Raw genomic sequence first — 11,788 nt, forward strand, 5'->3', positions numbered from 1 at the left:
CGGCAATCCTGTTATCTCGCAACAGCAACCACGCCAGATTGACGGAATCTCGGTTATCGGCGTTCGAGCCAGGGAGCAGAAGTAGCTGCGGTGACTCCACTCTGGGTACGGATTAGAGGCTCCGAGGGGAACAGTTCCGGATCGCCGCCGGCGAACGCCTCCGCCTCACTGAAGACCCCGCACCGCGCGGCCACTCCTTCGAATTCCGGCTAAACGCAGAGGACGTGGGCCGCGGCTTCCTCCCCTCCCCCCGAACCATCGGCGAATTCAACGGCCCCACCGGCCCCGGTGTCCGCCTGGACACCAGGGTGCGCTCGGTGTCCCTCGTACCGCCGCAGTTCGACTCCCTCCTGGCGAAACTGATCGTCACCTGCGCGGACCGGCAGCAGGCGCTGCGTAGCGCCCGGCGCGCCCTGGCCGAAATCACCACAGGGGTGACCACCGTGCTGCCGTTCCACCGGGCCGTGCTCGACTCCCCGGACTTCACCTCCGAGGCCGGCCTGGGCACCACATCCGTTGGATCGAAACCGGCTTCGCGGACCGGATCCCCGCCGATCCCGGCTACGGCATCACCAGCCCCGAAGGCGAACGGCGCACCATCACCGTCGAGGTGGATGGGCGCAGGCTCGCCGTCGGGCTCCCGGCCGACCTGCTGGAAGGCTGGGCCCGCTCGGGCCAGGCACCTCCCGCGGCGGTAACGGCTAATTCAGCCTCCGACGGCGGTACGCCTCCGGTTCCGCTGATCCCGGGGAACTGCGCGCCGACATGGCCGGCACCGTGGTGAAGTGGCTCGTCGAGCCCGGCACCGAGGTGGGCGCAGGGGTGGGCGCAGGGGACCCCGTCGTCGTCCTCGAGGCCATGAAAATGGAAACCAGCTCCCAGCGCACCGAGCCGGAACCCTGACCGGTATCCGAACGGAAGCGGGCGGGGTGGTTAGCGCCGGATCCGTGCTTGCACTCATTGGTTAGATGCAGGACGCCCGTTCCCCTCAGCACCAACCCCGAGGTGATGAGGGAGCGGGCACCGGAGGGCATCTGAGGGCCTGGAATCTCAGGGGTGCGGGACCGATGCTCTATGGTTCCTATATGACTCTGCAGGATGTTTTGACCCAGATCCACTCGGGACCATCCGGGGCCAAACATGCCCACACCGGGGATTGGATCGCCTCGACGCTTCGGGACCGAATCGCATCTGGGCATCTTGCCCCCGGAATGAAACTCCCGGAAGAGGACCTCTGTGAGGCCCTCGGAGTCTCTCGAAACACGTTGCGGGAAGCCTTTACCGCGCTAGCATCTGAACGCATTATTAGCCGAATCCCTAATCGGGGCGTATTCGTGGCCCAACCAATGGCGGAGGACGTCCGGGAAATCTATCGCGTGCGGCGCTACGTGGAACCCGCTGCCCTCCGCTGGTCAACGACGTCAAATTTCAGCGCGCTACGGGAGGCCGTCGAGAACGCCCAGCTAGCACGGGCTGCAGGATCTGCAACCGACATGGGGACAGCAAACCAGAACTTCCACGCCACCGTCGTCTCCCTTGCCGGTAGCCCCAGGCTCAGTGCAATGATGGCGCCCGTCCTGGCCGAAATGCGGCTGGTCTTCCATGCGATGGCCTTCGACCCCGAATTCCATGCTCCGTACATCGCGGAGAACGCGCACGTCGTTGATCTCCTCGAACGAGGGAAACGGTCGGACGCAGCCGAACTGATGAGGACGTACCTAGATTCAGCGGAGCAGGAATTGCTCGCCGTCATGCAACAGGCCTAAGGACCCCCGGCGCCAATCGGACCCCAACCCGGCGGATTGGCGGCGTTGCCGCGTAGCGGGAAACGTCGTCGATCCGTCGAACTTTTCAGCCCCGTTACTGTTTAGCGGCGAGGCAAACACCCCCTATTTGTGCCCATTTCGGGACTGTCCTCGTTCAGGGGACCCATTCGGCGTGCCCCTGAAACGTCTCAGTCCATCTGCATGGGCCGCACAACCATGGCCGATCCGTCATCCTGCAAAATAATTACGCAAGAAACTTGACCCTACTGTGGTGCACGTCATAGGTTGTTCAACAACATAGGGATTGTTCAACAACCCAACCCGCCAATGCATCAGGTACAGCATCCGGCAAAAATGACGGGCCGCTTCCGCGTCCGTTTGGGCATGTCCCTCCCAAAATCCTGAGGATGAATCGAATGGCTATTAATTTGTCGAGGCGCGGCTTCCTTGCCGTGAGCGTTCTGGCCGGCGTGACTCCGCTGATCGCGTCCTGCGCGTCGCGCGGGGTGGCGGCGGGCGGCGGTTCCAGTTCCACCCTTGTATATGTCGGTGCCGATTTTCCCGCCAACTTCGATACGGACAGCGCTGCCGGTGCGAACGTGGCCGGCGAGAACATAGTCGGAAACACCTACGGCGGTGACATCGTGGCGTTCGGCAAGACCCAGGTCAACGGCACCTCCATCGCCGATATCCTCGCGAGTGGAGTAACGGGCGGCATCGAGAACGGATTTGCCAAGACAATCGACGTCTCGGCTGATCAGCGAACCATCACCATTACTCTCAGGGACGACATTGTCTCGAATTTGGGCAACAGGCTGACGTCTGCCGACGTCGTCTGGTCCTTTCAGCGCAACTTCGCCCTCAAGCAGACCGGCCTGTTCATGGCCAACTCGATGGGGATCACAAGTGCTGACCAGGTGGTCGCCCTGGACGAGCGGACCGTCAAGTTTGCGCTCGAGAAGCCGAACACAATTTTCTTCAAGGTGGACGCAGCCAAGCTCTATGCAGGACTGTTTGACTCCGTTGCCGCCAAGCAGCACGCCACAGCCGACGATCCGTGGGCACAGGTTTGGCTTGGCAAGAACACCGCCGGCTTCGGACCTTACGCCGTATCGGCTTTCCAGGAAGGCCAGACGGTCACGCTCTCTGCCAACCCGCATTCCTTGACAAAGCCTGACTTCGACAAGGTCGTTTGGCGCTCTGTGCCGACCAGCGCGAACCGGCTCGCGCTGCTGCAGTCCGGTGAAGCGGACATCGCCATGAACCTCAGTCCGAGCCAGCTGCAGTCGGCCCAGAAGGCCGGGCTCACCGTCACGTCCTACAAGTCCAACAAGATCCAGGTCATGCCGCTCAATGCGCTCGACCCGAACCTGAAGGATCCCCGGGTACGCCAGGCAATCGCCTACGCTTTGCCTTACGCCGACATCCTGAGCAGCGTGTACCTGGGCACGGCGACCGGCTTGAACAGCCCCCTCCCGGAGGACTACCCGGGCCACACCGCCAAGTACAACGAGTACAAGACCAACCTTGACAAGGCCAAGAGCCTGATGGCGGAGGCCGCTGTCACCGGATTCAACCTGACTCTGACCTTCTCCAACGACAACTACGAAGATCCGCTGATCGCGCCCATCGTGGCGTCCGCCCTCAAGCAAATCGGCATCAATGTGCTGCTCGAGGGACTGCCGGCGTCGAGCTACTTCGACAAGCTGTACAAGCGCGGCGGTCAGGCCTACCTCGCCGCATTCTGGCCCTTCGTGGCTGACCCGGCCTACGCCCTCGGCGTCTACTGGAAGTCCACGTCTTACCTCAACGTCGGGTCCTGGAAGAACGCGGAGTTCGACACGCTCGTTGAAGAGATGCTGGTCGAGCCCGAGCCATCAGCCCGCAACCTGAAGGCCGACCGGGCCCAGCAAATCTGGATGCAGGAGCAGCCCTGGGTACTCCTGGCCAACCCCGGATGGCATGTTGCGCACTCAAAGCGCGTCTCCAACGTCACGTGGTATCCGAATAACGGAGTCCGCTTCGCAGACCTCAAGCTCGTCAAGTAGGGCCGTGTCTTGGCCCGCTTCCTGCTCCGTCGTCTTTCCCTACTACCCGTCCAGCTCTTTGGCTTGCTCGTCCTTGTTTTCCTCCTCACTCGACTGATACCCGGCGACCCCGCCTATGCACTCGCCGGGGGTCAGGCAACAGCCGAGCAGGTCGAGCGAATCCGCGAGTCGATGGGACTGGACCGGCCTCTGTGGGTACAGTTCTGGCACTACGTGGCCGGTGTCCTCCAGGGGGACTGGGGAACCTCCATCCAAACCAACAGCCCCGTCGTTCAGGACCTCGTGCAGAGGGCGCCCGCAACTCTGCTCCTGATGTTCTTCTCCCTGCTCATGATCATCCTGCTGGCGCTACTGCTGGTCGGGTGGCTGCTATGGCGGCCACACGGACTCGCGCGCAAGGTCGTCAGTGGATACGGGTTCCTCGCTGGCGTTGTCCCCGATTTTTGGGTTGGCCTTAGCCTGGTCTCCCTGTTCTATGTGCAGCTTGGCATTGGCGCATCGCCGAGCGGCCAGCTGGACGCGAGGATTACCGTCCCCCCGGTGACGAACGTCGGACTGTTCGACGCCGCCATCGCCGGGGATCCAGCTGCTGTCGCAAACGCAGTAGCCCACCTGGTTCTGCCGTGCATCACGTTGATCTTTGTCTACCTGGCACCCGTCATCCGGATCATGTCCGCAGTGACCGAGAAAGTCAACGGCTCGGATTTCGCCCGCTTCGCCGATTCCTGGGGCATCTCTCCATGGCGACGTGTTCGATACATTCTGCGTTTCGCGTCGCCAACTATGGTCACGACTCTGGCCTCCACCACCGTCTTCCTCGTCGGCGGAGCCGTCCTCGTCGAAACCGTCTTCTCCTGGGGCGGTGTGGGACAGTACGCAGTGGCCGCTGTGACCCGCTCTGACTACGTCGGTGTGCAGGGCTTCGTTCTCATTGCCGGATTGTTTACAGCCATGGTCTACCTCGCCAACGACCTTCTACACGCCGCAATCGATCCGCAATTGAGGAAAGTATGAAAAGCCTGATACCCACCACACCCGCGGGGAAGGTTGGCGTCGTTGGCAGCTTCATCTGCGTCGTCCTTGCCGTCATCGGCCCCTGGATTGCTCCCTACGACCCGGAAAAGCCCACGGTGGATGTCCTCCAGGAACCCAGCTTCGCGCACCCCTTTGGAACCGACGCATCCGGCCTCGACGTCTTCTCCGTCGTCATCGCGGCCTTCCGTACGGACCTTTCGATCGCCCTGGTTGGTGTCGGTGCTTCGTTTGTACTCGGACTCGTGCTCGGCTCCATCACTGGCTTTTCAGCCGCTGGCGGCCGGACCTGGCGGGTACTGGCCCGGGTCGTCGATGCTGCCCTCGATGTTTTCCAGTCGGTTCCGGTCACCGTCTTTGCGTTGGCGCTAACGGCGATTTTTGGTCGAGGAACCGGTGCGGTGATCACTGCAGTTATCTTCGTAACCACCCCGATCTTCGCCCGGCTGATCCGCTCATCCCTGCATTCCGTGGTACAGGGCGGCCTTGTGGCATCCTGCCGCGTCCTGGGCCTCGGAACGATGCGTACACTCACGCGGCATGCCCTCCCTAATTCCGTTGACAGCGCAGTGGCGAATATCTCGGTCAGCCTAGGTGTCTCCGTACTCCTCACCGCCGCACTGAGCTTCCTCGGGGCCGGTGTCCGTCCGCCCACACCCGAATGGGGCTACGTGATCTCCATGGGAGCTAACTACGTCGCCACGGGCCAGTGGTGGATTAGCCTCATGCCGGGCCTGGTGCTGTGCCTGTCAGTGGTCTCCTTTGCCTTGACCGGCGAGGCCGTCAGGGAACGGCTCGCCGCTGCTCGCCCAAGCGCGGCTGCCAGCGGAGAAATCGCCCTTCCCACCGGACAAACCGAGAGGACATCATGACCCAGTTCCACAGTTCACGGAGGGAAGACCCGGGCACTCACGTGTTGAGGATCGAGGATCTCCGCCTAACTGCCTCGCAGGGAGCCAGGGAACTGGTCAAGGGAGTATCACTTTCGGTCGCCCCCGGTCGAGTACTAGGGCTTGTCGGCGAGTCCGGCAGCGGCAAGACGCTTACCGGGCTGAGTTGCCTCGGGATGCTGCCGCAGGGCATCGAGCGCACGGGCGGCCAGGTCTTCGTCGCGGACCAGCCGATCCTGGATCTCGCCCCGAATAAACAGCGTCGTCTCCGCGGCTCCGTCGTATCAATGGTGCTGCAGGACCCGCTGAGCGGCTTCCACCCGATGCTCACGGTAGGCAAACAGATCTTCCACTCCCTGCAGGATCATGGCGTTGACAAGGAATCCGCACGGGCAAGGGTGCTCGAGGTGCTCGGCCAAGCGCGCCTGCCTGAGCCGGAAAAGGTGGCAAACCGGTTTCCGCACCAGTTGTCCGGTGGCATGCGCCAACGGGCAATGATCGCCCTCGCACTTGCCAACCGACCCAGCCTCCTGCTCGCTGACGAGCCCACAACCGCCCTGGACCCGACGGTTCAGGCGGGAGTACTCCGTCTCCTTCGCCAGCTCGCCGACGAAGGCCTCGGTGTTCTCTTCGTTACACACAACCTCGGTGTCGTCGCGGGACTATGCGACGAGGTCAGCGTCATGGAGCACGGGCTCATCGTCGAATCGGGCGACGTTGCACCGGTCCTGGAGAACCCGCAGCACCCCTACTCGATAGCGCTGCTCAATGCCTCGCCCCGCCTCTCGTCGCCGCACGTTCTGCGGGCTCCCGCCACGGCAGCCCGGACGAATGAACCCGCTGCCATTTCCGTCCAGGGCGCCAGCCAGCGGTACGGCTCCCGGGGTATTTTCGGCCGGGGAGCAGTTGTTGACGCCCTGAGTGACGTCAGTTTTGAGATCCCGCGCGGCAGCACCACATCTATTGTCGGCGAATCCGGGTCAGGCAAGTCGACGTTGACGCGTCTGCTGGTGGGCCTCGAGAAGCCTACAGCTGGGCGCGTCACCGTAGCAGGTCAAGACATGGCGAGGCTTGACCCGGCGTCGGAGCGGGAGTTCCGGCGCAAAGTCCAGCTGGTATTTCAGGATGCCAGTCGAAGCCTGGATCCCCGCAACACCGCCGAAGAGCTCCTCCTCGAGGCGCTGCGCGTCGCAGACCGGAACGCCTCGCCGTCGGCGGTCCTTGAACTATGCGATCGCGTGCACCTCCCCCGGACCATTCTCGGACAGCGCACCACACATCTTTCCGGGGGCCAGCGCCAGCGTGTGGCCATCGCGCGGGCGCTGGCGCCGAACCCGGAAATCCTCATCGCCGATGAGCCGGTCAGCGCCCTGGACGTCACCAACCAGCAACGCATCATGGACCTGTTCCAGGAACTCGTCGAGGAAAACAACCTCACCCTGATCATGGTGTCCCACGACCTCGCGCTGGTGAGGGACATGACCGACACGGTAATCACGATGTACAAGGGACGGCTGATGGAAGCCACGCCTGCCCGGGAGTTCTACCGCAAACCGCGCAATCCCTATTCGCAGGCCCTTCTCGATGCGATGCCCGACCCCGGGCGAATCGGGGAACTGCCAGCCGTCACCGTCCCGGCCCTGCCGGCTGCGTTGGCCGAAAGCAGGTAACTCACATGTGCACCCTCCTTGCCGCACAATCCACGGCCGGACCGGTACTGGGCAGTAACAGCGACAATCCGTATCTCGTTGGCAGCCGGGTTTTCGCATCAACCGAAGGAGCTCATCCATTCATCGGAACGGAAGTGACCACCTATAGGGCCGCTGAGGCGGTCCCCTGGGACTCGGTGATGACCAGGGGCCTGAACGCACGTGGAGTCGCTTTCACGTATTCATACGTGCCCGCATCAAAGTCGGAATCAAATGGGGACAGAAAGCTAGTAGAGCCGCAGGCCACACGCGATGTACTGGGACAGGCGGCTTCGGCGGAGGAATTCGTTTCGTTATTGCAACAGCGAGCGTCCGGACTAAACGACGGGAACTACCTGGTAGCCGATACCAAGGGTGTTGTTGTCGTCACGGTCAATGGCCAACGCTCGACCCGGAGTACAACGGAACCCGGGCAAAACATCGCCTGCACCAATTCCTGGTTCGGCGGACAAGAGCCCGACGACGATGCTTGGGTAGGAGACAGCTTTTCCAAAGAACGCCTCGGCCAGGCCGCCGTCGTGCAGTCCATGCCGCTCCTCGAAGTACAGGATGTCCGTCAAGCCCTGCATTCGGTCCTCGCCCAAAATAATGACCAGGAACACGCCAGCAGCCATGAGGCGCGGACCGTCGATGCTCACGGCAAGGACAGCGGAACGATATCGAGTGAGATCATGGTCCCTGCTGAGGGCACCCTGTGGTGGTGCTACGGATGGCCCTCAGGCACGTCTCGCGGGTACGAGAGTTTTATTCGAGATTCCTGGGGTGAGTACCTGCCGTTTCAGGTATCGAAGGTGGACCATACAGGACTGCTAACCACAGAAGATGGCACAATAACTCTCTACGGAACGAAGGTACTGGCAGCATGACCAGCCTCCCCGCGCGCATGACGCCCTCAAAAGCCCGCGGAAAATTTCGCAGCGGGCTGGTCACTCCCACGGCTGGGTGGAGCGACGGTTTCACTCAAGCCAACTTAATCGCGGTCCCCGCTGACTACGCCGAAGAAGTATTGGAGTTTTGTGCACTCAATGCGCAGGCCTGTCCGGTAATCGACGTCATTCAGCCGGGTGAAGTTACTAGCGCACTGGCTGCTGGCTCCGACATCCGCACCGACATTCCCGCCTACCGGGTCTGGCAGAACGGTGAGTTGACTGGGGAGACCGATGACGTCACTTCAGTCTGGCGCGATGACCTGGTCGGGATACTCATCGGTTGCAGCTTCACCTTCGAGGCTGCGTTGGTCAAAGAGGGCATCCCTCTGCGTCATGTCGAGATGGATAGGAACGTTCCGATGTACCGCACCACCATCGAATGTACGCCGGCCGGGCGGATACACGGCCCAATGGTAGTTTCAATGCGCCCGATGCTGCCGGAATTGGTTGCAACGGCAGCCCGTATAACGGGTGAGGTGCCACAAGTACACGGCGCACCCATCCATGTCGGTTCTCCCGATACGATCGGCATTCTGGACCTCAACCGCCCGGACTTCGGTGATGCTGTGGAGATACGCCCGGGCGAGGTCCCGGTCTTCTGGGCCTGCGGCGTAACGCCGCAGAGCGCGGTCATGGCTTCCAAGCCAGAGTTCGCCATCAGCCACGCTCCCGGGCACATGTTCATCACCGACGTTCTGGAGAGCAGCTACCGAACGAATGCTCCATCCTGATTTGGCGCATTGAGAAAGCATGAACCTTACTTGGCGGACGCCGCATTAGTCTGTCGGCCTTGATCCTGAACGTGGGTCGTGAGTCTGGTGACAGGATCGAGGAGTCGAATGAGCTTTAGGGTTCGGCTGAGAGCACTTAGCCTGAAGTTACGTTGGCCTCTCGGCCGGGTTCGGTTGCGTTCCCGGCCGAGGGGCCACTTTTTTACCAGCATTTGCAGCCACTAAATTTTCCGTGTCGTGGATCACTCGCACCAGAGGTCGCTGTCAATATTGGCATGGCACGCACAACGCAGGCGATGCACGTAGCCCGGACGAATAGCCGGCGGGTCAACAAGGCCGGCGAGACGGTCGAGTACGAATCGGTGTTGCTTCGCCGGTCCTTCCGGCAGGACGGCAAGGTCAAGCACGAGACCCGGGCGAACCTCTCGGCGCTGCCCGCGCTGCTGGGGCGGGCCGGGCGGATGCGCGACCTTGCCTTCGCCCTGGTCTGCCGTGTCCCGGCTCGAAGCTGGTGACCACCCGCTGGTGGGCCGACACCACCCTCACCGGGGACTTCGGCGTCGACGGCGCCGCCACGGACGATGCCTGCGCCGCCATGGACTGGCTCGCCGCCCGGCAGGACGGCATGAAGCCGGGCTCGCCGCCCGGCACCTGTCCGAGGAAGCGAAACCCGGACCGTCTGGCACTGTTCGATCTGTCCTCGTTCTGGGTCACCGGGCACAAGTAACCGGACTAATCAGGTCCAAAGTACCTGGCTCATGGGTGGGGAGATAGTCCGGTTATGGCACACCCAACCTGACGCAAAGACCTGTACCTCTTGACCTTCGTCTGCGAAGGTCCTGGAACTCAATCCCACATGTATGAGGGTTGGAGGCAGAGGTGGCTGGTCAACGAATTGGGTACGTACGGGTGAGCACGTGGGTGCAGAACGAGAAACGTCAGCTCGACGGTTTGACCCTGGACCGTGTCCCTGCCGGACAGGGCGTCCGGCAGGGACACGGCCAGGCCACAACTGGCCGAACTGCTGGGCTTCGCCCGCGACGGGGACACCGTCGTAGTGCATAGCATGGACCGGCTGGCCCGTAACCTGGATGACCTTCGCGCCCTGGTCCAACGCCTAACGCGCAAAGGGGTGCGGGTGGAGTTCGTCAAGGAGAGCCTGGTTTTCACCGGGGAGGACTCCCCCACGGCTAACCTCATGCTCTCCGTCATGGGCGCTTTCGCCGAATTCGAACGGGCTCTGATCAAGGAGCGGCAACGGGAAGGTATTGCCTTGGCCAAGCAGCGCGGCGCCTATAAAGGGCGGAAAAAGACGCTTACTCCGCCAGCTCTGCCGTACGCTCCGGGGATTCCTAAATCAGTTCGCGCCATCGACTACGGCATCAGCAGGGAAACCGTGTACCAGTACCTGCGTCAGGCCCGGCTGGCCGAAACCACTCCCCTGCCAGCCGAAAGCTGAACGGCCCGCCTGACGGAACACAATTATTGGCCGTCTAAAATAGCCGGTTCTGTGCCTGCAGAAAGGCTGTTCCCGGCGTTTTCTCCCAGACTCCAGACGTCGAACCGCTCAGCGGATATCCCTATTCACTGTGGGGATGTCCGGGAAGGTGGAGTCAAAGGGCGCATAGGAGGGGGATTGACTCCTGCCCAGCCCCACCCCGGCACCCAGCTGACATCGCGGACCATTATTTCAGTCGCTGCCCGCCGGGCTCCGACGACGTCGGGGGGCCTCTCCCCTGCCCAGAGGCAGTGGGTAACGGGCCATTCGACCTGGAGCGCCTTGGTGGCCCCTCTCTGTGGGCCGAGACGTTTGCTGCGATCGCCTCTTGACGTGTGCGGGTGATCACATCTATGGTTTACCTAATCCTTTAGGTAACGCGATTGGGAACTTCGCGAAGCCTTTCCCTAAACGATTAGAAAGCAGTCGCGAAATGGCGAAGAAGCCCACGCTGCGGGACTTGAGCGAAGCCACAGGACTTTCTTCCTATACGGTTTCGCGCGCCTTGAGTAACGGCGCGGATGTCTCCGACGCGAGCCGGAAGCTGGTGCTGAAGGCTGCCCGGGAGCTGGGTTACGTCCCGAATCGTGCTGCGCAGGAGCTCCGCAAGAAATCGCGCAGTTCGATCGCGGTCATCACCGCGAGCACGTCGAACTACTACTACCTGGATTTGATGAAGGGCATTCAGCGTGTTCTGCGCGGATCGAGCCGAAACGCGGTTGTGGCCGACATCGCGGCAGAAGGGGTGTACACGCCCGAGGTGGAAGATGCCATTGTTCAGGATCTGATCCAGTCACGCACGGCCGGCATTATCACTACCCTGACGCTGAGCTTGGAGAACGTTAAGCTCTTGGAAAGCTGGGACATCCCCGTGGTTTTCGTGGACTCGGCACCGCCGAAGGACGCGGCGCAAGTCCCGAGCATCCTCACAGACAACTTTGCGGCGAGCATGAAGGCGGGGGCCCATCTGGCCCAGCACGGGTACACGGATTGGCTCTTCCTGGCCTATCCGGGCCGCTGGTCCACGCGTGCCGAACGGGAGCGGGGGCTCCGTGAGGCGGCGGACAAGCATGGGGCCGTACTGCAGGTACTGGAGACAGAAAACGACTCCGACTCCGCTTACAGGGCATTGTCTAGCTACCTGACCCCCGGGCGGGCACTGCCCAGTGCGATCATCGCCGGCAA

Annotated in this window: 10 protein-coding genes and 3 pseudogenes; all 13 read left to right on the top strand. The window is 62.2% G+C overall.

The genetic code is table 11. The features are described 5' to 3' along the window. Positions 1–128: 128 nt before the first annotated feature. A pseudogene (locus tag ACFTSA_RS23490) lies at positions 129–968 on the top strand (biotin/lipoyl-containing protein); the annotation flags it as partial. A 117-nt stretch (positions 969–1,085) separates the two neighbouring features. After that, positions 1,086–1,325, top strand: a pseudogene (locus ACFTSA_RS23495) (winged helix-turn-helix domain-containing protein); the annotation flags it as partial. Positions 1,326–1,334: 9 nt separating this feature from the next. After that, positions 1,335–1,766 carry a GntR family transcriptional regulator gene (locus ACFTSA_RS23500; RefSeq protein ID WP_377954450.1) on the top strand — a complete coding sequence of 144 codons (432 nt, stop codon included), beginning with the start codon at positions 1,335–1,337 and terminating at the stop codon, positions 1,764–1,766. A gap of 416 nt (positions 1,767–2,182) precedes the next feature. Further along, positions 2,183–3,814, top strand: coding sequence for an ABC transporter substrate-binding protein (locus tag ACFTSA_RS23505; protein WP_377954439.1), 1,632 nt, complete (start codon positions 2,183–2,185; stop codon positions 3,812–3,814). A gap of 9 nt (positions 3,815–3,823) precedes the next feature. Continuing rightward, on the top strand, positions 3,824–4,828 hold the full coding sequence (locus ACFTSA_RS23510; RefSeq protein ID WP_377954440.1) for an ABC transporter permease: 1,005 nt from the start codon (positions 3,824–3,826) through the stop codon (positions 4,826–4,828). Beyond that, the gene (locus ACFTSA_RS23515; protein WP_377922930.1) at positions 4,825–5,718 is read left to right on the top strand and encodes an ABC transporter permease; all 894 of its coding nucleotides are present in this window, start codon (positions 4,825–4,827) and stop codon (positions 5,716–5,718) included. The genes ACFTSA_RS23510 and ACFTSA_RS23515 overlap by 4 nt, the downstream gene beginning before the upstream one ends. Next, the gene (locus ACFTSA_RS23520) at positions 5,715–7,406 is read left to right on the top strand and encodes an ATP-binding cassette domain-containing protein (RefSeq protein WP_377954441.1); all 1,692 of its coding nucleotides are present in this window, start codon (positions 5,715–5,717) and stop codon (positions 7,404–7,406) included. Before ACFTSA_RS23515 ends, ACFTSA_RS23520 begins: the two co-directional genes overlap by 4 nt. A 179-nt stretch (positions 7,407–7,585) precedes the next feature. After that, entirely contained in the window at positions 7,586–8,311 is a 726-nt protein-coding gene (locus ACFTSA_RS23525) for a carcinine hydrolase/isopenicillin-N N-acyltransferase family protein (RefSeq protein WP_377954452.1), read from the top strand. Further along, positions 8,308–9,105, top strand: a complete 798-nt coding sequence (locus ACFTSA_RS23530; RefSeq protein WP_377954442.1) for a putative hydro-lyase — start codon at positions 8,308–8,310, stop codon at positions 9,103–9,105. The genes ACFTSA_RS23525 and ACFTSA_RS23530 overlap by 4 nt, the downstream gene beginning before the upstream one ends. A 275-nt stretch (positions 9,106–9,380) precedes the next feature. Then, positions 9,381–9,620: a hypothetical protein gene (locus tag ACFTSA_RS23535; RefSeq protein WP_377954443.1), complete on the top strand. Its 240-nt coding sequence runs from the start codon at positions 9,381–9,383 to the stop codon at positions 9,618–9,620. Beyond that, positions 9,617–9,832: a hypothetical protein gene (locus ACFTSA_RS23540; RefSeq protein WP_377954445.1), complete on the top strand. Its 216-nt coding sequence runs from the start codon at positions 9,617–9,619 to the stop codon at positions 9,830–9,832. Before ACFTSA_RS23535 ends, ACFTSA_RS23540 begins: the two co-directional genes overlap by 4 nt. 152 nt (positions 9,833–9,984) lie before the next feature. Then, a pseudogene (locus ACFTSA_RS23545) lies at positions 9,985–10,564 on the top strand (recombinase family protein). A 472-nt stretch (positions 10,565–11,036) separates the two neighbouring features. Beyond that, positions 11,037–11,788 (top strand): LacI family DNA-binding transcriptional regulator (locus ACFTSA_RS23550; RefSeq protein WP_377954446.1); only part of this gene is annotated, 752 nt, incomplete at its 3' end.

Origin of the sequence: Arthrobacter sp. NPDC057013, assembly GCF_042674585.1 — a bacterium.
Classification (GTDB): domain Bacteria; phylum Actinomycetota; class Actinomycetes; order Actinomycetales; family Micrococcaceae; genus Arthrobacter.

Excerpts from the sequence above, each read along its gene's own strand:
- ACFTSA_RS23535 (WP_377954443.1), top strand. The coding sequence starts at position 9,381 with ATGGCACGCACAACGCAGGCGATGCACGTAGCCCGGACGAATAGCCGG.
- ACFTSA_RS23530 (WP_377954442.1), top strand. The coding sequence starts at position 8,308 with ATGACCAGCCTCCCCGCGCGCATGACGCCCTCAAAAGCCCGCGGAAAA.
- ACFTSA_RS23520 (WP_377954441.1), top strand. The coding sequence starts at position 5,715 with ATGACCCAGTTCCACAGTTCACGGAGGGAAGACCCGGGCACTCACGTG.
- ACFTSA_RS23515 (WP_377922930.1), top strand. The coding sequence starts at position 4,825 with ATGAAAAGCCTGATACCCACCACACCCGCGGGGAAGGTTGGCGTCGTT.
- ACFTSA_RS23525 (WP_377954452.1), top strand. The coding sequence starts at position 7,586 with ATGACCAGGGGCCTGAACGCACGTGGAGTCGCTTTCACGTATTCATAC.
- ACFTSA_RS23505 (WP_377954439.1), top strand. The coding sequence starts at position 2,183 with ATGGCTATTAATTTGTCGAGGCGCGGCTTCCTTGCCGTGAGCGTTCTG.